We start from the raw sequence: 18,697 nt of genomic DNA on the forward strand, positions 1-18,697 counted from the left end.
ATGGATCAGTACTTATTCTGACTGGGTGCTTGGCAAGGCAGTGTGTCTTCCCCGTCACGCGTGTGTAAATACCTCACTTGCCCCCAGTCACATCCAGAAAAGTCCCGGTAATAAACGACGCCTCCGCCCCCGCCAACCACAGCACGGCCCGCGCCACTTCTTCGGGTTCGCCACCCCGGCCCATGGGAATGCTGTCCTTGACGCGGTCTACGCGATTCGGTTCTCCGCCGCTGGCGTGCATTTGGGTGTAGATATGTCCTGGGCGAACGCAATTGACGCGGATGCCTTCGCGCGCGACTTCCTTGGACAGCCCGATGGTGAAGGTTTCCAGGGCACCCTTTGATGCAGCGTAGTCGACATACTCGTTCGGGCTGCCCAACCGCGCGGCGCCTGAGGAGACGTTGATCACGCTGCCACCCTTACCTCTGTGTCGAAACGACATGCGCTTCACCGCTTGCTGCGCGCAGAGCATTGGCCCTATGGCATTGATCGCGAAGATGCGCTGCATTCGGGCAAAGTCGAGGTCTTCGAATCGGGATTGAAGCGCAATGATTGCGGCGTTATTGACCAGAACGTCGATGCGGCCGAATGTTTCGTCGATGGCATTGAACAGATGCGCGACCTGTTCGGGGGCGGCACTGTCGGCGCATATAGCCAAGGCGCGTCGTCCCAGTGCTTGCACGTCAGCCACTACGCCGCGTGCGGCGGCCTCATTGTTGATATAGCTGATGGCGACGTCATAGCCTTGCGCCGCCGCGAGCCGCGCCGTTGCCGCGCCTACACCTCGGCTTCCGCCGGTGATCAGAATCAGGGGGGCTGAAGAGTCGGTAGCCATATCTTGAACCTTTTATGAGGGAGGTGAGTTTAGCCAATTAACATCGTGCCAGTGGCAATGACCGCGCACGCCAAGGCTTTGCGGACAGTCAGTGACTCGCCCAGGAAGAAATATCCGATCAAGGCCGCAAAGACCACACTGGTTTCGCGCAGGGCCGAAACCGCTCCCATGGGCGATTCAGACATCGCGTAGATGACGATGCCATAAGCCAGCAGGGAGACCAGCCCACCCATCAAGGCGGTGATGAGCCCTGGACGCGGGGCAAACAGGCTCCGTGCGCCGCGCAGGCCGATGTAGACCAATGGCATCAGTACACCCCACAGGGCGCACATCCAGGCGGTATAGGCCAGCGGTGCACCGGAGAGACGCGCGCCTATGCCGTCGGTCACGCTGTAGGCTGCGATGAAAAAACCCGTGCCCAAGGCGTAAGGCAAGCTGGGGACGGCGAGCCTGCGCTGCCTGAAGGCCAGTGAAATAATGCCGCCCGACACCAGCGCAATGCCGAACAGGGCGCTGGCGCCAAGGGTTTCGCCAGCAAATGCCAAGGCGAATAACGTGATCAGAACGGGCGAAGAGCCGCGGGCGATCGGGTAGGTTTGCCCGAGATCACCCACTTTGTAGCTGCGCACCAGAAACAGGTTGTAGCCGACGTGCAAGACGCCCGAGAGCACGGCGTAAGGCCAACTGGCCGCGGCAGGCGCGGGGAGATACAGCGCAAAGCCAATGCTGACGATGGCGACCGACAGGCACATGACGGTCATCGACCAAAGCCTGTCGCTGCCGACACGCAACAGCGCGTTCCAGCTGGCGTGCAAGAGGGCAGCGAAGAGGACGAGTAATACGATAGGAAAGGGCATGCCTCATGGTAAGCAAGCTGGCGGCCGGACAACAGCGAAGTTCCCTCATCCTGGCATGAGCCGTTACTCATACCATCAACGATAATGCTGTTGGGCCTGAGTCGACTCCGCCAGCAGCCAGTCACGAAAGCTGATGATGTGAGGCTGTGTTTCGATCCCTTTGGGGCAGACAAAGTAATAGGCAACCGGAGAGGCGAACGGAATATCGAACAACCTTATCAGGCTGCCGTCGTTGATTTGGGCCTCAACGTGGCCGCTACGGGCCAAGGCAATGCCCTGGCCCAGCAAGGCGGCTTCTATGGTCATGTTGGTGTCAGCGAACCTGACGCTTTCCTTGAGTGCCGAAATGCCCACGCCGACGTGCTCGAACCAGGCTTCCCACTTGGGCACCAGGTCTGCGCCGTCACGCGTCAGTAGCGGGTAACGCAACAATTCGGCGGGCTCGTTTGGAGTGCCAAAACGGTAAAGCAGATCAGGGCTGGCCACCGGGAAAATCTGCTCCCTGAGCAAAAACTCCGAATGCAAGGCGGGGTAATGACCGTTGCCCAGGCGAATCGCGACATCTGAATCCGTGCTGGAAAATTTGATCGCCTTATCACTGGTCTCCAGCGTGATCAGAATTTCCGGATGCTGCTGCGACAGGCTTGGCAACCTGGGCAGCAGCCATTTCAGTGCGAAAGAGTAGGTGGTGCTGACCTTGAGCCGGACCCTGCCTTTTTGCTCCCTGAGGTCCGTCAATGTGGCTTCCAGGTTCATGAAAAACTCGCGCACGATGGGCGCCAGTGCCGCGCCGGCCGGTGTCAACCGCAAAGACTTGCCGCGTTGGAAGAGTTGTAATCCCCACAGGTCTTCGAGGTGCTTGAGCTGGTGGCTGACGGCGCTCTGGGTCACATGCAACTCTTCTGAGGCAGAAGTGAATGTCCCATGGCGGGTCGCGACTTCGAATGCGCGAAGCGTGGCAGTGGGGGGAAGATCTCTCATTGGTGCGTCCCGGCGAACCTTCTTGTGATCAGTTTCCATGAGCGGAGGCTCATGCTAGTCGAAAGGTATGCTTTCATCAAAGCCGGACAGCCCGGCGTTGTGAATTGTTGTGAAGCCAGCATTAATGGCCCATTGCCCATGCTAACGTCCGCTTCGGGCTATCGTCAGCACGACGATTTCATTCGTTCCATCAGGGGAGCAGCGCCGATGTCTACAACCGTAACGCCCGCCGGCAGCGGGGCAAACACGCCTAAAGCGTCACCGTCGGTGTTCGATGACAAGTTGAACATTGCCAAGTCCAGCAAGGTGATTGCCGACTACATGCGCCAGACCGGCAAGTCGGCCATTACCAAGCAGGAACTGACCCAACTGGCCAATAACGCCTCGGGCAAAGTACCCACCGAGGTCTCCGATGCTGCCAAGTACATGGAGCGTCACCCCGATGTGTTCACCGCCATCGAAACCCACGACGTGCCCGGTGCCGATAACCTCTCGGGCGTGTGGAACTTCGATTGGGCGGCTAATGGTGGACTGAAAGGCACCGCCACCGATGCCATTGCCAAGATGCAGGATACATTCGACTTTGCGATTGCAAAGTCTGCGCAAATCACCGAAATCAGCACCGCCAAAAAAGCCGAGCTGGACTCGACCAAGCAGCGGCCACAGAACTGATGATGGCGGCCCGCGTTGACGTGTGAACACTGAAGGCAAGCCATATGCAATGGCTTGCCTGTTTTTTGGGCCCAGAGAAATCCCAGGCAAAGAAAAGCCCGCGTGGGGAGCGCGGGCTAAAAAGGATGTTCATTAGGAGCTGGATTCACCATAGGCCTCTATCTGTGAAAGCTTTGTGAAAGCTTTGGCAAAAAAGTGTATGCCTCAATCGTGAGGTGGCTGTACGGGGCAGGGCAGTCCATAACCCTTTACTGTCGCTGGCATACCCCTGCGTTTGGATGCCGCGTCATGTCTATGTCTACCAGCCTGTTATCCGCCTTTGTGCTGTTCGCCTTTGTGTCCTCGATCACTCCGGGACCCAATAACACCATGTTGCTTGCCTCGGGCGTGAACTTTGGGTTTCGCCGATCGATGCCTCATGCCCTGGGGATCAGCATTGGTTTCATGCTGCTGGTGATTTCAGTGGGCCTGGGGCTGGGCGAGGTGTTCAAGATCTTTCCGTGGGCCTACACCGTGTTGCGCTACGTGGGTGCGGCCTATCTGTTGTACCTGGCGTGGAAGATTGCGACGGCGGGCGGCATGTCCGACAGTCCTGATGAGCAGGGCAAGCCCATGACCTTTCTCGGCGCGGCGGCGTTCCAGTGGGTGAACCCCAAGGCCTGGATCATGGCGTTGGGGGCGATCACCACCTATACACCAGCCGAAGGTTACGTCACCAATGTGCTGGTGATTGCGCTGGTGTTCGCCGTGGTCAACCTGCCCAGCGTCTGTGTGTGGGTGGGATGCGGCAGCGGCTTGCGCAATGTGTTGCGTGAGCCGCGCTGGTTGCGGGTATTCAACTGGTCGATGGCGGGGTTGCTGGTGGCGTCGTTGTACCCGATGCTGTTTGCTGGCTGAATGTCAGACCGGCGAGATGGTTGCCAGTAGGCCGATACCGATGGTCAATACCAAAAAGCCGAACAGGAAAAGTGCCATCTTGGTCATGAGTCCTCCAGAGGGAAGGAAGTGGGGATGGCGCTATTGTCAGCCCAGGCGGCGTTTCGATACAGATGCAGGTAGTAAAGAAAAAACCGTATCAGATGCGGCTGGCCCTGTTAAGCCGGAGGCTTTGGTCGCTTACGGTTTTTTCAAGATCAGTGCCTGAGACAGCCAACGCATTTGCCCCTAAGATGGCGCCCACTGCATCAACAATAAGAGTGGGCCAACCCTCGATGGAAAGACGTCAATTCAGCGGTGGCATGAAAGGCAAGAATCTGCGCTACCTCAACGAAACCCAGCAGCCGGCCTCGGTCACCCGCGTCGGCTTCCTGTTGCTTGAACATTTTTCCCTGCCCGCATTCACTCAGACCCTCGACACCTTCGTCACCGCCAACCTGCTGCGTCCCGACCTTTTTGCCTCGCGCACCTTTGGCTGTGACGATGGCGAAGTCATCAGCGACCTGGGTCTGGTGATCCGCCCGGATGCCCGTCTCGACGTGGCGGCTTTGCACGAATTGGAGCTGCTGGTGATCTGCGGCGGCTTTCGCACGGAACTCAAAGCCAGCGAAGACTTTATCCACCTGCTGCGCACCACTGCCGAACACGGCATTGGCCTCGCCGGCTTGTGGAACGGCGCCTGGTTTCTCGGTCGGGCTGGCTTGTTGCAGGGCTATCGCTGCGCCATCCACCCTGAGCATCGTCCGGCGCTGGCGGAAGTTTCAAAAGCCACCCACGTCACCAGCGAACCCTACGTGATCGACCGCGACCGCCTCACCGCCTCAAGCCCGTCCGGTGCCTTCCACATGGCGTTGGACTGGATCAAAGGCCTGCACGACAAGGCATTGGTGGAAGGCATTGAAGACATCCTGGCCTTTGAAGAGTCCCGCTACCGACGCATCAAACCGACCGAAAACGTCAGCGTCAGCGCGCCCCTGCGGGAAGTGGTGAAACTGATGGACGCCAACCTCGAAGAGCCCCTGGAACTGGACCAGCTCGCCGTCTACGCCGGCCGTTCCCGGCGCCAGTTGGAGCGCTTGTTCAAGGAACAACTGGGCACCACGCCGCAACGTTACTACATGGAACTGCGCGTTACCGAAGCACGACGGTTGTTGCAGCACACGGAGCTTTCACAGGTGGAAGTGCTGGTGGCGTGCGGATTTGTTTCGCCGAGTCATTTCAGCAAGTGCTACAGCTCCTACTTCGGATATCGCCCCTCGAAGGAGAAGCGGTTGGTCAAGTAAAGTGCTGACTGACTCATTTTTTTCAAGGAAGGCGGATGTCTCTTACATTATTGGATCGTTATCGCGGCAGCCTGCTGGGCCTGGCTTGTGGCGACGCAGTGGGCACCACCGTTGAGTTCATGCCGCGCGGCACATTCACACCGCTCACCGATATGGTGGGGGGAGGTCCTTTCAACCTCAACCCGGGCGAATGGACGGACGACACTTCGATGGCGTTGTGCCTTGCCGAAAGCCTGCTGCGTAAAGGTGGTTTTGATGCCGCTGACCAGATGGGGCGCTATCTGAACTGGTGGAAGTGGGGTCATCTGAGCTCCACGGGCGATTGTTTTGATATTGGTATGACGGTGCGTGCGGCATTGACTGCGTTTGAGCGACAGGGTGATCCATTTGCCGGTTCAACGGACCCCTTTTCCGCAGGAAACGGTTCGATGATGCGTCTTGCGCCAGTGGTATTGTTTTACTTTCCAGACGTTCAACGTGTCGACAAATTCTCTCGTCAAAGCTCCCTCACGACACATGGTGCCCAAGAGGCTGTCGAATGTTGCGTTGTGCTAGCGCGTGCAATCAGTAACGCCTTGAGTGGGGCGACAAAAGAGCAGATGTTGAAGGTTTCATGCGCCGGCCTTTCTGCGCCAAAGGTCGTGGCAATTGCCCAAGGGGATTATTGCAGCAAGAGGCTCGCAAAAATCACTGCTTCCGGTTACGCAGTCGCCTCATTGGAAGCAGCACTTTGGTGTGTATTTCAAACGGACAGCTTCGCCGACGCCGTATTGGCGGCCGCGAACCTGGGCGATGACGCGGATACCACGGCCGCCATCGTTGGCCAATTGGCGGGTGCGCATTATGGTGTGCAGGGTATTCCGGAGGGATGGCTGGAGAAGCTTTGCATGCGTGATGCCATTGAGGAAATGGCCGACGCATTGTTCAAGGCCTCTACTGAAGATCACGTGTCTATCAACTAAGGGAAAACGAAGCTCCCTGTGGCGAGCAGGCTTGCCCTGCGTTGGGCCGCGAAGCGGCCCCAATACAGTCGCCCCGGTTCTTCAGTTAGAAATCGGCCGCCTGCGGTTAGGGCTGCTTCGCAGCCCGGCGCAGGGCAAGCCTGCTCACTACAAGGGATATCAGAATCGATCCAGACGATAGGGCGCCACTAACGCTGTAAGACGCTTGCTCGCCAACGCCCCAACCCACTCCGCCGTCACCGCCGCCTGTGTCAACCCCAAATGCTGATGCCCAAACGCAAGCAGCACCTTCCCGTCACACACCCGGTCAATCACGGGCAGCGAATCCGGCAACGACGGCCGAAACCCCATCCATGGGGTTGCGTCCTGCGCACTCAGCGCCTCCCGGAATAACCCTTTGCTCAACCGATGCAGCTGCCAGGCGCGTTCCATGTTCGCCGGGCGGTCGAGGCCGGCGAACTCCACCGTGCCGGCCAGGCGCAAGCCGTCGGTCATGGGGGTCATGATGAATTTGCGCTCCAAAGAAGTGACGGCAAACGGCAAGCGATGTTGTTCGTGGGGCAGCATCAGGTGGTAGCCGCGCTCGGTGTCCAACGGGATTTTTTTACCGGTCAGTGCAGTGGTGAGCTTGGCCGAGTGCGCACCGCAGGCGATCAGCACCTGGCGTGCGGTCAGGATGCCTTGGTCGGTGGTGAGAGAAACGCCGAGCGCATCGACGCGTCCATTCAGCACCTGGCGTGTTAGGAATTTTACCCCACTGGCCTTGGCCGCCTGGACCAGTTCGCGCACCACCTTGTGGGGGTCAAGAAAGTGCCCGGTGCCGGGGAAGAACAGCCCGCCCTGGAGGGTGTCGCTCAATTGCGGTGCAGCCTTGCGTATGGCATCGCCGCACCAGAAATCCACCGGTACCTGTTGTTGATGCATTCGCTGCTGCAAGGCGATGAGGGCATCCCGTGATTCCGTCCGCTCAAACACAAGTAACGAGCCATCCTCACGCAGCAACTCCGGCTGTCCGATGCTGTGCAGCAGGCGCTGCCACGCACCCAGGCTGCCTTCATTGAGCGTGCGGATACCCGCCACCGTGCGCTGATAACTCGCCGGACGCAGGTTCAGCAGCAAACGCACGAACCAGGGCAGGGCGTGTGGCAGGTATTTCCAATCCAGGCGCAGCGGGCCCATGGGATCGAGCAGCATGCCGGGCAAACGCTTGAGGATCGACAGGTCGGCAATCGGAAACACCTGCTCGGTCGCCAGGTGCCCGGCGTTGCCATAAGAGGCACCCATGCCGGGCGCCTGTTGGTCGACCACCAGCACTTGGTGGCCCTGACGCGCCAGTTGCAGCGCACAGGCCACGCCGATGATGCCGGCGCCGACCACTACGATATCCGGATCGGACATGGCCTACGCCTCTCTCTGGCCATCGAGCAGGCGCCGCAGCTGCAACGGGTTGCCGTGCTGGAGTGCGGCAGGCAACCTTGCATCGGGGAAGTCCTGATAACACACCGGTCGCAAAAACTGCAGGCTTGGACCGCCTGCGCCACCGCCCGGCCCACCAGCTCACTGGTGCCCGGATGCGCGCCATGGGCCTTGACCACCACCGGGCAACCGGCAGCCAGTGCGGAGGCGGTGTCGCCACCAGCCACGGAAAACGCCAGGGGAAAGTTGCTGGCGCCAAACACGGCCACCGGGCCCAGTGCGATGTGGCGCTGGCGCAGGTCTGGGCGAGGCAGCGGCCGGCGTTGCGGCTGAGCAGAGTCCACTCGCACATCCAGCCATTCTCCGGCGCGCACGGTGCGCGCGAAGGTGCGCAGTTGACCGCAAGTGCGTGCGCGTTCACCTTGGATCCGCGCATGGGACAGGCCAGTATCGATCTCGGGATTGATCGCCCGGATCGCCTCGCGATTGCCGGTAATGGAGCGCTGACCGATCAGCATCTTGCCCGTGAGAGTCATGGGGTCGTCCTGGTAGAAAAAGGGCTGGCCGCGGCGAGAACCGCAGCGGCGCGCAAGGGTGTCAGGCGACGTTCTGTTCCGCCGACCAGCTGGCATACCACTGGCGGAACAGTGCGTACTGGTTTTCGGCGTAATGGCGTTGCGCATCGCTGAGTGCGTCGGTCTCGTTGAAGTGCAGGGCGTAGCCTTGGTCACCGTTCAGCACCATCAAGTGCTTGTAATACAGCACCAGGTCGCAACCTTCATCGAAGGACGACAGCACCGCCAGCGCGGCCTCCAGTTCACAGGCCTGACGGCGGGCCTTGGCATCGCCCTTGGCGGCTTTTTTGCTCAAAGCCACCAGTTGCAGCACTTCCCGTGGCAGAGCGTTGCCGATGCCGGTGATGGCGCCGGTGGCGTTGCAGTTGACGAAACCGTGCACCACCTGGGTATCGACGCCGACCATCAAGGTCACGTTATCGTCGTGGGAGGTGATGTGTTCCGCGGCATAGCGCAGGTCGGCACCGCCGCCGAATTCCTTGAAGCCGATGAGGTTCGGGTGTGCGCGGCGCAGTTCGAAGAACAGGTCGGCGCGGGTGGCGAAGCCGTAGTAGGGGCTGTTGTAGATCACTGCCGGCAGGTTTGGCGCGGCCTTGAGGATGGCCGAGAAGTGCGCCTTCTGTGCGGTGGCCGACGCACCACGGGACAGCACCCGCGGAATCACCATCAAACCATGGGCACCGACCTTGGCGGCGTGGACGGCATGGGCCACCGCTTCACGGCTGTTGACCGCACCCGTACCGACGATGGTCGGCACTCCCGCCGCCGCCAGGCGCGCCACGCCTTCCTGGCGTTCGGCTTCGCTGAGCAGCGGCCAGTCGCCCATGGAGCCGCAGTACACCACGGCGCTCATGCCGATATCGATCAATTCTCGGCCTTTGGCGACCAGGGCGTCGAAGTCCGGTTTTCGCTCGGCGGTGCACGGTGTCATCAGGGCGGGAATGCAGCCGGTGAAGATGTTGTCGCTCATTGTTCTAACTCCTTGGAACGTTCAGTACAAATGGAGGAGGGCTCAGATGCCCCAGGCAAAAGGATCGTGCTCGTCGATCAGCAAGGTGCTGTCGGCGGTCATGTACGCGCTGCCGGTGATAAAGGGCCGTATGAAGTCGCCGTCCCACTCGTAGCGGCCTCCGAATTGGCTGCCGGTGATGCTGGCTTGCGTCCAGGTTTCACCGGGCTTGAGCTGTCCGTCGGCGGCCAGGCAGGCCAGCTTGGCGCTGGTGCCGGTGCCGCAGGGCGAGCGGTCGTAGGCTTTGCCGGGGCACATGACGAAGTTGCGGCTGTTGGCCAGGTCGTCATCGGCGAACAGTTCGATGTGGTCGATCAGTGCGCCGTCCGCTCCGTGAATGCCTTGGTCCTCCAGGGCTTTGAGCATCGCCCAGGTGTAGTCGGTGAGCGCACCCACGTTGTCCATCTGCAAGCGTTGGCCGTGGTCCGAGACGAGGAAAAACCAGTTGCCGCCCCAGGCGATGTCGCCGTAAACCACGCCATGCCCCGGCACATCCACCGGCACCTGTTGCTGCAAGCGATAGGCGGGCACGTTGCGCAGGGTCACCGCGCCGTCCTCGTGCAGCGTGGCGGTGACCGGGCCGACGGGCGTGTCGATGCTGTGCACGCCCGGCGCGATGCGACCCAAGTGGTGCAACGACGTTACCAGGCCGATGGTGCCGTGGCCGCACATGCCGAGGTAGCCGGCGTTGTTGAAAAAGATCACGCCGCATACCGCGCCGGGGGTGACAGGCTCGCAATACAGCGCGCCGACCAGTACGTCATTGCCACGCGGCTCCAGCAGGCACGCACGGCGCCAGTGGTCGTGCTCGGTACGCAGGTTGTGCAACTGATCGGCAATAGTGACGCCGTTCAGCGTCGGGAAACCGCTCATGACCAGGCGCGTCGGTTCGCCGCCGGTGTGGGAGTCGATCACGTGCAGTTTCTTGAACTTGCCTTGAGCTGTCATAGCGTCGCCTTCTTGTGAGTTATAGGACAGGCATGCGGTGGCCATACAGTGAACGCATGAAAGGCGGCGCGATTGATGTTTTTTGCCGGCATCGATGACGAAATCAGCACAGTTTTGCTTTCTCGACAGGGCGCGGGACATCGGGCAATCTGCTACGCGTCAGGCCACCAGCGGGGATCAACCGTCATGATGCAGAGCGCGTTCGCGACCCTTTGCCAAGGGAGCAGCCCCCAAGACATCGAACAGTTATTGGCCAGTGTCGCGCAGCTATTGCCGATGCTGGACGTGATCCCCAATGCGGCGATTTTCATCAAGGACACCCAGGCCCGCTATGTGCTCGCCAACCGCACCCTGGTGCAGCGCTGCGGCCTCAAGCAGCTGCAACCGCTGCTGGGCAAGACCAGTGCCGAAGTCTTCCCCGCGCAATTGGGGCCGGGCTACACCGAGCAGGACCGGCGCGTGCTGGAGCAGGGCTTTGTGCTGGAAGATCAGTTGGAACTGCACCTGTACGGCACCCGCGAACCCGGCTGGTGCCTGACCCACAAGTGGCCGCTGTACAACCATTCGGGCGCGATCATTGGCCTGGCCGGTATCTCGGTCGACCTGCAAACCGCCAGCGAAAGCCACCCGGCGTACCAGCGCCTGGCCGCCGTGGACGCGCACATCCGCGCGCACTTCAACCGCCGTGTCACGCTGGGTGAATTGACGCGCATCGCCGGGATTTCAGTGGCGCAACTGGAGCGCTACTGCAAGCGTGTGTTTCACCTCACGCCACGGCAGATGATCCAGAAAGTGCGGCTGGAGCATGCGCACCGGCTGTTGCACACCGATCTGCCGATCACGGACGTGGCGCTGCAGTGCGGGTATACCGATCACAGTGCGTTCACCCGACAGTTCAAGGCGTCTACCGGCTTCACACCCCGGCAATACCGAGACACCTGAGGTGAGCGGGCAAGCCCTCACTACGCTAGTCGGTGGCGGCCTTCAGGACCTCTTTGATGGGTCAAGTTACGGGTTGAGAGTATCGTGGTCGGGTCTTCAACGGTTTCGGAGAACCCCATCAAACGTTGATGGTTTCGGCCGGGGGTAACGGCCGTGGCACCGGAACAACAGGCACTGCCGCCGCTTTGGGTTTGGGCTCGGCCTTGTAGCCATGGGAGTAGGGCTCTTTCGGCTCGCGAATCAGCGCATCTAGCCATTTTTGGTTCGTCGGGCTCATGGCTTGGTCTGTACCGATTCGAATCACCCAGCCGTCTGCGGCCCATTTGCTCATGATTTGCTGCAGCTTCTGAGTGTATTCGGACGCCGGACAAGCAATGCCTGCCCACGGGTCGACCACCCACGCGTCTGCCCACTGCGGCTCTGTGAAGTTGATACTGCCCTTGGGTTTTACCGGAGGGCCGCCGACGACAGTAAAAACATGACTGTCGCCCGCGTACCAATCGTAGGCAGATCCGCCGCTATTGATGATGGTTTCCCTAGCGAGCGCCGCCATTTCTCCGCAATTGCCGGCGCCTGCCTTTATCACGATGTTTCCAGAAATGAGCGCATTGGGGTTGCGGGTTTCGCGCAGCCAGTTGTTCACACTGTTGGCGGCATCTGCCCGCGCGCGGTCAGCCGCCGAACGCACCAAGTTGCCAGGCCCCAGGCCGGTCGCCTGCATATCGTCATGTACGGCCTGCAGGGTCTGCTCTGCGTAGAACCTGTTCTGTTGTGCCAGTGTGAACGCGTTGAAATTTGCGGGCTTGACCAATGTGCGCACTTCACCAGGGTGCAATGCAATAACGGTCTTGCCGGTCGCACCGCGTCGCTGCAACTGGTAGGCAACTTCACGTTTTTGTTCGGCAGTCATGTCGGCACACCGGGCTTTCAGCGCGTCGACATCTGTTTTGGCATAACCGGCCTTTTCCAGGTCCTTGTACACATCCTCAAGTTTGGGCAGGGCCACGAATTTATTGTCCATGGCGGTACCTGCAGGCCTCTGACGCGTGTACAACTTGTTGCGATAACTTTTGGCGAGGGCGACGTCGAATTTCTCGGGCGTACATTTTAAAAATACAGCGTCAGGGTGTTTCAGGCTGTCGAGTGTGGCGTAATAGAATTCGCCCACGTCGGCTTCAATGACCAAGTATTTGGTCGAGGAACCCTTGCGCGGGCTGGCAACCACCACGCCGCGCACGTCACGACTGTCGTTGCACAGGTCGCTGATGGGGCCAAGCTTGACCACGCGGGTTTCCGTGTCAATGAAGGGGTTGCTGGTGCCGTCATAAAAGCCAAAGTTCTTATCGTTGACCACGCTCCCGCGTATGGTGCTTTTATAGGTGACGGGATCTTTACGGGCAACCGAGACCAGCTTTTCACCATTGACTTTGTAAAGGCGCCGTTCAAATACGGTGAAGCGTTCACGCTGTAGCAGTCGTTTGGCGCTCGGGTACAGGCGCACATGCTCAAGGGCTTGCAGCTCCTGTTGCAGCTCGCCCTGCACCTCGTTGACGGTGCGTACAAAGCAGGTATCACTGTCGCCACGCTTGACTCTGCCGGAAGACGGTGCGGGGCAATAGGCTTCGAATTGTTCCAGCTCCTTGTATTCATCCGCGGCTTGCAGGTCGCTCATCACGCCGGGGGTCTTTGGATCGTAGCGATAAACCCGGTCATCATCGATCACGTCGAAACCGTTGGCGCGGGGCAGGGTGTAGGCGTGCTCCGACATTGGGGTTTCGGTGGTCAGGGCGCGGGTACCGTCGGCGAAAGTCTCGGTACGTAACGGCAGCGTGGGCTTCACCGGTTGGCGGGTAAGCCCTGTAGTGGCCGGCGGCGTTTCAAACGGCAGTGCGAAAGGGTCCTCGGCGACGCGTTCGCTCGCACCTGTGATGGAAAACAGCGTATTAACGGCGCCGTCGATGGCCGCCGAGACGCCTTGTTGGCGCTCCGTGGAGGTGTCGCCGGACGCGGCTTTCTCGGTGCCCAGCGCAAATTCGGCCAGACCCGTGCCTGCAGCCGCCGCCAGCACCAGTGGTTCCCCAACCGGCGCAAATTTGGCTAACAGGCCCGCTGCGGCAGTCATGTCGTTCAGCCAGGTATCGCGGGTGATTTCGCTGTTGGACTTGATGGTCACATCCGCGTCGCTGGTCATGCGCTCTTCGGCAATGTCGGTCAAGGCGCTGAATACATCACCTCTGAGCTTTATATTCTCATCATCGATAACCACATGTTCTCGGTTGCTCCAGTAGCCGGAACCGATGTTTTTCAGAGCAGTGTCCACCCCTCTGCCGGTCTTCTCACTGCGGCCGAAGAACACGCCGACATCCCGCCAGAAACTGTCGTTATCCTGGCGGTCGATGAGGCGAAAATGCGACGCGAATTGTTTGCGTTTTTCGGGATCTTTACCCTGTTCTGCAATCCACTGATCCATTTGCGCGACGGAATTGAAATTGAGAAATGCCGGCTGACTACCGGGGATATATAGAATCTGCTGCCCACCCTTGAGCTTGTTCAACCGCAGAATATCGCTGGAAATTGCGCCGTTGATGACCAGTGCATGCACGGATGCATGGGACGCTTCGACGGGGGCTTCGGCCCTCAATTGGTCGAGGTTCAGTGGTTGTGTTTCATCCAGCGGCAGGTTGGCAGCCACCGCCGACAGGATGTGACGGTAGTCATCTCGAGTCAGTCTGTGTTCCATCGGGATTGCTTGTCGCTCTTCAGGCGTCGCGCTTTCGTAAGCCTTGAGCTGTTGGCGTGCCTGGTTGACGAATTCGCCTTTGAGGGTGGCGCGATAGTCGAGATTGTGGTCTTCCCAGAACCTTTCCAGTTGCTCTGTGAACTGGGCCTGGAAGTCGGTGTTTAAGGCAGCCTTCATCAATTTCGAGGGCGCCAACGGGAACTGGTTGTGGGCACCGTAACCCTCTTTGCCATGGCCTTTACCAACGGTGTACAGGCCCGAGAGCAAGTCCAGGTCGCCGGGAACCCGGTCCTTCTCGTTAAAGTTCTTCAACAGTGCATCCGGCAGTGCAAGGGATGAGGAGGGCTCCTGTTCGGTGTGCTCCCAGCCGGTCGCTGTGGGGGCTAATGTGGCTGTTCCTTCGAAGCGGTTGAGAAAAATCTTATCCGCGTCTACGGTCTGGCCGGTTTGTTCAAGGATAATTTTTTCGGCCCACTTTTTGGCTTCGTTGCGTAGCACCGGCAGGGCCTGGCCGGTGTTGAGCATCAACTTGAGATAGCGTTCCTTTTCTCGGTTGGCACGGGCTTTTGCCACTGCCGCCTTGTTCTGCACTTCGTAATGCGCAGTTGCAAGGTGTTCATGCCGCTCAAGGGATTTGAGCGAGCGTGAGGTCAGTTGCGCGGCTGTGTCTGGGGCAGGGAAGTCAAATCCGCCCTGAGCCTTCAACGTGGCAAGCCTTGCCGCGTCGGGGTTGGGGCCTTCGCCATAAAACGCGCCGATCTGATCTGGCGTGGCGGTGAATCCAGGGTTGCCCACAGGGCGAGCGAGCTGCTGCTCAGGGCCAGGAGCGATCACCTTGGCTGCGGCGATCAACGGGCTGGCAAGGGGGCGCCATCCGGAATCATCGTCCAGGGTGAACTGTTTGACCTGGCCCTTCACTTTTGCCGATAGGACACCCGTTGCCGGGGTAATGACCACTGTTGACGGGTCGATACCTTGGTCACGCATCCATTGCGTCACCACCGGTTGTTCCAGATGGGATCGGTAAAGCGTCAGCCAAGCGCCCATCACCGAGTGTGCGGGTACTTCGATCCGCGGCGGCATGGAGGGTTTCGGTTGCTGCTGTACCGCGCGGCTGTATCCTTCGGCGAGCATTGCGTCTGCAAGCAGAATGTCCGGGCTCCCGCTCATTTGCTGTTGAAGATCGAGTAATGCTTCACGGGTATTTGGCAGGGCCCTGCCCGTGGCATGGATGAACTGCGCGAGGCTGACGGTGGAACCTGCTGGGCTATGGTGCGCCTGGCTGTAGGATGAGCCTGGGCTGAGGGGCATCCGGGTATCTTCGAGCGATTGCTGTAGGGTGTATTCGCTGAGTTGACCTGCATCCATGCGGCCGATCAGGACCTGAAGCTGATTGCCCAGGTGTTGGCGGTCGTAGGTATCACCCACTAGTCGCTGATGATTCAGTAGGGTGCGTGTGCCACGGGCCTTATCCGACTGAACAGCACGCGGGGAAGTGATGGGTGCGAATGTCTTGTCTCGTCCCAGGGCGGCAATAACGTCGGGGTCATTGCGGTCCACACCATAGAACGCCAAGACCGTTGCCAGAGGTAGTGTGGTCTTGTCGGCGTCGGCGGCAGACAATCCCCGGTTCATACCGCTGTCGATAACTGTTGCGGCGGCCATGACCAAGCCAAGGATCGCCGGTTGGTCTTCACTGCCGGTGAGCTTGATTTCTTTATTCTGATTGGCGTTTGTGCTGTTGACTAGTTTGACTAACGACTTGAATAGGGCACGGAATGGAGACTCCTCTTCATTGTCTGCAGGTTCGATTGACGGGTGCAGTTCAACCTCAATGCCGACTCCATGAGCGCTGCTACGGAAGTTAAGCTGGGTCTGTTTGGCATGATCAACCGGACGCCAGGTGATGCTGCTGTTGCCCGTATGAAAATCGACTTCACCCCCGTCAAACTGCTGGCTCTCAAGCCACGCCTTGAATGCCGGGCTGTGTACCGCCTGCTTGAATTGTTCGAACCACATACCCAGCGTGGAGTGCGGCGAAATGTGCAGCGGTTTGTCGTTGTGCCGGTCAAGCAGTGCCTTATGGACCTCGACGGCCAGGTCGCCGTCCGCCTTTGCGGTGGCGGCGCGGTTGTCGGCCTCAGGCTGCTTTTGGAGGTTACGATCTGGCGTGGAGGCCAAACGATAAATGCCCTGGGCCTGTCCGGATGACTGCTCAGGGGCTGGGGCTCGGGCATCGTTCGAGAGTGGTATGAATATTGTTTGTAACGACGGGGTGATGCTCATGGATTCGCACCTTTGCTCAGCTATTGAGTGCGCACACCAGTCGACAGTAGGACCGGCAAGGCGCTAGCTGAGTGGCGGCGGGGTGAGGATGGTTCCCTGCCTACAGTTACATTGCGATGCAACGAATGGCACCTGTGCCCCTCATATGTCTACAAGCAACTTTTCACGATCTCGGGGCAAGGCATATGACGGCGGCTGAAAACAACCATGTGAACTGGCTGGTGGAACAATCGATGCTGCACGCGGCCCGCCAGCGGGCCAAGCTCTATTCCGGGCAGGGGCGGTTGTGGCAGCAGCCATACGCACAGACCCGGCCCCGCGATGCCTCGGCCTTGTCGTCGGTGTGGTTTACCGCCTACCCGGCGTCGATCGTGACCCGCGAGGGCGGCACAGTGTTGGAGGCGTTGGGGGATGAAGCGCTGTGGCAGGCCTTGTCGAAAATCGGCATCCAGGGCATCCACAACGGCCCGCTGAAAAAGTCCGGCGGCTTGAGTGGCACGCAGCACACGCCGACCATCGATGGCAATTTCGATCGCATCAGTTTCGAGATCGACCCTCAGCTGGGCACTGAGGCGCAGTTGCAGGCGTTGACGCGCATGGCGGCGGCGCACAATGCGGTGATCATCGATGATGTGATCCCATCCCACACCGGCAAAGGGGCGGACTTTCGCCTGGCCGAGATGGCGTACGAGGACTATCCCGGCCTTTACCACATGGTGGAAATCCGCGAAGAGGACTGGCCGCTGCTGCCCGACGTCGCCGAGGGCCGTGATGCACAGAACCTCAGCCCCGTGCAGGTCGATGCGTTGCGAGACAAGCACTACATCGTCGGTCAATTGCAGCGGGTGATCTTCTTCGAGCCTGGCGTCAAGGAAACCGACTGGAGCGCGACGGACATAGTGCTGGGCGTGGATGGCAAGCCACGCCGTTGGGTGTATCTGCATTACTTCAAAGAAGGCCAGCCGTCGCTGAATTGGCTGGACCCGACCTTTGCCGCGCAGCAGATGATCATTGGTGATGCGCTGCATGCCATTGACGTGATGGGCGCGAAGATCCTGCGCCTGGACGCCAACGGTTTCCTCGGTGTGGAGCGCAAGCTGGACGGCACGGCGTGGTCCGAGAGCCATCCGCTGTCGATCACTGGCAACCAGCTGCTGGGCGGGGCGATTCGCAAGGCGGGTGGTTTCAGTTTTCAGGAGTTGAACCTCACCGTGGACGACATTGCCTCGATGTCCCATGGCGGTGCCGACCTGTCCTATGACTTCATCACCCGGCCCGCGTACCAGCACGCGCTGCTGATGGGCGATGCCGAGTTCCTGCGCCTGATGCTGCGCGAAATGCACCGCCAGGGCATCGACCCAGGCTCGCTGATCCATGCGTTGCAGAACCACGATGAGCTGACCCTGGAGCTGGTGCATTTCTGGACCCTGCACGCCCATGACACGTTCCTGTACCAGGGGCAGACCTTCCCCGGCAATATCCTGCGTGAGCACATTCGCGAGCAGATGTATGAGCGTCTGGCCGGTGAGCACGCGCCCTACAACCTCAAGTTCGTGACCAATGGGGTGTCGTGTACCACCGCCAGCATCATCACGGCGGCGTTGGGTATTCGGGAACTGGATGCGATCACCGCTGCGGATATCCAGCAGATTCGCCAGATCCATCTGCTGCTGGTGATGTACAACGCCATGCAGCCCGGGGTGTTTGCCTTATCGGGATGGGATCTGGTGGGCGCACTGCCGCTGGCGGGCGAAGAGGTCGAGCACTTGATGCAGGATGGCGATACTCGCTGGATTCATCGCGGGGCTTATGACCTGGTGGACCTGAACCCGGATGCGGAGCTTTCGGCGGGTCACATGCCGCGCTCGAAAAGCCTGTATGGCAGCTTGAACACCCAGTTGCAGGACCCGGAATCCTTTGCCTCGCAACTGCAGAAAATCCTCGCGGTGCGTCGCGCCTATGACATCGCCGCCAGCCGCCAGATTTTAGTGCCGGAGGTTGAAAACTCGGCGCTGCTGGTGATGGTCCATGAATTGCCGGCCGGCAAAGGCACACAGATCACCGCGTTGAATTTCGGTGCTGCGCCTATCACTGAAACCCTGCATTTGACGGATATTGCCGCTGGGATGGTGGTGGACATCATCAACGAGAGGGTGGAGGGGGACCTGACGGCGGAGGGCGAATTCACCATCACCCTGGATGGGTACGAAGGGTTGGCATTGCGGGTGGTCAGCAGTTCACCACTGTGACCACCC

At 59.9% G+C, this 18,697-nt stretch carries 13 protein-coding genes and 1 pseudogene; 6 read left to right on the plus strand and 8 right to left on the minus strand.

Annotation, left to right across the window (positions count from 1 at the left end):
- Positions 1-73 precede the first annotated feature (73 nt).
- The 3 genes from LVW35_RS13790 to gcvA all read right to left on the minus strand — a co-directional run bounded on the left by LVW35_RS13790 (position 74) and on the right by gcvA (position 2,673).
- Positions 74-835, minus strand: a complete 762-nt coding sequence (locus LVW35_RS13790) for an SDR family oxidoreductase (RefSeq protein WP_233896247.1) — start codon at positions 833-835, stop codon at positions 74-76.
- Between the two features lie 29 nt (positions 836-864).
- On the minus strand, positions 865-1,692 hold the full coding sequence (locus LVW35_RS13795) for a DMT family transporter (protein WP_233896248.1): 828 nt from the start codon (positions 1,690-1,692) through the stop codon (positions 865-867).
- Positions 1,693-1,767: 75 nt separating this feature from the next.
- Positions 1,768-2,673, minus strand: coding sequence for a transcriptional regulator GcvA (gcvA, locus tag LVW35_RS13800; protein WP_233896469.1), 906 nt, complete (start codon positions 2,671-2,673; stop codon positions 1,768-1,770).
- A gap of 207 nt (positions 2,674-2,880) precedes the next feature.
- On the opposite strand from gcvA, the gene LVW35_RS13805 reads away from it, so the two are divergent.
- From LVW35_RS13805 to LVW35_RS13820, 4 genes are all read left to right on the plus strand, one after another.
- A complete protein-coding gene (locus LVW35_RS13805; protein ID WP_233896250.1) occupies positions 2,881-3,345 on the plus strand; it encodes a hypothetical protein in 465 nt (154 codons plus the stop codon).
- Between the two features lie 288 nt (positions 3,346-3,633).
- Positions 3,634-4,242, plus strand: coding sequence for a LysE family translocator (locus LVW35_RS13810; protein ID WP_233896252.1), 609 nt, complete (start codon positions 3,634-3,636; stop codon positions 4,240-4,242).
- A 341-nt stretch (positions 4,243-4,583) separates the two neighbouring features.
- Entirely contained in the window at positions 4,584-5,564 is a 981-nt protein-coding gene (locus LVW35_RS13815; RefSeq protein WP_233896470.1) for a GlxA family transcriptional regulator, read from the plus strand.
- Positions 5,565-5,599: 35 nt separating this feature from the next.
- Positions 5,600-6,526, plus strand: coding sequence for an ADP-ribosylglycohydrolase family protein (locus tag LVW35_RS13820; RefSeq protein ID WP_233896253.1), 927 nt, complete (start codon positions 5,600-5,602; stop codon positions 6,524-6,526).
- A 159-nt stretch (positions 6,527-6,685) separates the two neighbouring features.
- On the opposite strand, the gene LVW35_RS13825 is transcribed toward LVW35_RS13820, so the two are convergent.
- The 4 genes and pseudogenes from LVW35_RS13825 to LVW35_RS13840 all read right to left on the minus strand — a co-directional run bounded on the left by LVW35_RS13825 (position 6,686) and on the right by LVW35_RS13840 (position 10,474).
- The gene (locus LVW35_RS13825; protein WP_233896254.1) at positions 6,686-7,924 is read right to left on the minus strand and encodes an NAD(P)/FAD-dependent oxidoreductase; all 1,239 of its coding nucleotides are present in this window, start codon (positions 7,922-7,924) and stop codon (positions 6,686-6,688) included.
- 119 nt (positions 7,925-8,043) lie between these two features.
- A pseudogene (locus LVW35_RS13830) lies at positions 8,044-8,478 on the minus strand (aldehyde dehydrogenase family protein); the annotation flags it as partial.
- Positions 8,479-8,539: 61 nt separating this feature from the next.
- Positions 8,540-9,487 (minus strand): dihydrodipicolinate synthase family protein, encoded by a 948-nt coding sequence (locus LVW35_RS13835; protein WP_233896255.1) that lies wholly within the window; start codon positions 9,485-9,487, stop codon positions 8,540-8,542.
- Positions 9,488-9,529: 42 nt separating this feature from the next.
- Positions 9,530-10,474: a 4-hydroxyproline epimerase gene (locus LVW35_RS13840; protein ID WP_233896256.1), complete on the minus strand. Its 945-nt coding sequence runs from the start codon at positions 10,472-10,474 to the stop codon at positions 9,530-9,532.
- Between the two features lie 186 nt (positions 10,475-10,660).
- On the opposite strand from LVW35_RS13840, the gene LVW35_RS13845 reads away from it, so the two are divergent.
- Positions 10,661-11,416: an AraC family transcriptional regulator gene (locus LVW35_RS13845; protein ID WP_233896257.1), complete on the plus strand. Its 756-nt coding sequence runs from the start codon at positions 10,661-10,663 to the stop codon at positions 11,414-11,416.
- Positions 11,417-11,534: 118 nt separating this feature from the next.
- On the opposite strand, the gene LVW35_RS13850 is transcribed toward LVW35_RS13845, so the two are convergent.
- Entirely contained in the window at positions 11,535-16,442 is a 4,908-nt protein-coding gene (locus tag LVW35_RS13850) for a dermonecrotic toxin domain-containing protein (RefSeq protein WP_233896258.1), read from the minus strand.
- Between the two features lie 185 nt (positions 16,443-16,627).
- Between LVW35_RS13850 and treS the strand changes: the two genes are divergently transcribed.
- Positions 16,628-18,691 (plus strand): maltose alpha-D-glucosyltransferase, encoded by a 2,064-nt coding sequence (gene treS, locus LVW35_RS13855; RefSeq protein WP_233896259.1) that lies wholly within the window; start codon positions 16,628-16,630, stop codon positions 18,689-18,691.
- Positions 18,692-18,697 lie beyond the last annotated feature (6 nt).

This window comes from Pseudomonas sp. HN11 (assembly GCF_021390155.1).
GTDB lineage: Bacteria > Pseudomonadota > Gammaproteobacteria > Pseudomonadales > Pseudomonadaceae > Aquipseudomonas.

Bases quoted from the DNA above. Each gene is read 5' to 3' on its own strand.
- LVW35_RS13790 (WP_233896247.1), bottom strand. From the start codon at position 835: ATGGCTACCGACTCTTCAGCCCCCCTGATTCTGATCACCGGCGGAAGC.
- LVW35_RS13795 (WP_233896248.1), bottom strand. From the start codon at position 1,692: ATGCCCTTTCCTATCGTATTACTCGTCCTCTTCGCTGCCCTCTTGCAC.
- gcvA (WP_233896469.1), bottom strand. From the start codon at position 2,673: ATGAGAGATCTTCCCCCCACTGCCACGCTTCGCGCATTCGAAGTCGCG.
- LVW35_RS13805 (WP_233896250.1), top strand. From the start codon at position 2,881: ATGTCTACAACCGTAACGCCCGCCGGCAGCGGGGCAAACACGCCTAAA.
- LVW35_RS13810 (WP_233896252.1), top strand. From the start codon at position 3,634: ATGTCTATGTCTACCAGCCTGTTATCCGCCTTTGTGCTGTTCGCCTTT.
- LVW35_RS13815 (WP_233896470.1), top strand. From the start codon at position 4,584: ATGAAAGGCAAGAATCTGCGCTACCTCAACGAAACCCAGCAGCCGGCC.
- LVW35_RS13820 (WP_233896253.1), top strand. From the start codon at position 5,600: ATGTCTCTTACATTATTGGATCGTTATCGCGGCAGCCTGCTGGGCCTG.
- LVW35_RS13825 (WP_233896254.1), bottom strand. From the start codon at position 7,924: ATGTCCGATCCGGATATCGTAGTGGTCGGCGCCGGCATCATCGGCGTG.
- LVW35_RS13835 (WP_233896255.1), bottom strand. From the start codon at position 9,487: ATGAGCGACAACATCTTCACCGGCTGCATTCCCGCCCTGATGACACCG.
- LVW35_RS13840 (WP_233896256.1), bottom strand. From the start codon at position 10,474: ATGACAGCTCAAGGCAAGTTCAAGAAACTGCACGTGATCGACTCCCAC.
- LVW35_RS13845 (WP_233896257.1), top strand. From the start codon at position 10,661: ATGATGCAGAGCGCGTTCGCGACCCTTTGCCAAGGGAGCAGCCCCCAA.
- LVW35_RS13850 (WP_233896258.1), bottom strand. From the start codon at position 16,442: ATGAGCATCACCCCGTCGTTACAAACAATATTCATACCACTCTCGAAC.
- treS (WP_233896259.1), top strand. From the start codon at position 16,628: ATGACGGCGGCTGAAAACAACCATGTGAACTGGCTGGTGGAACAATCG.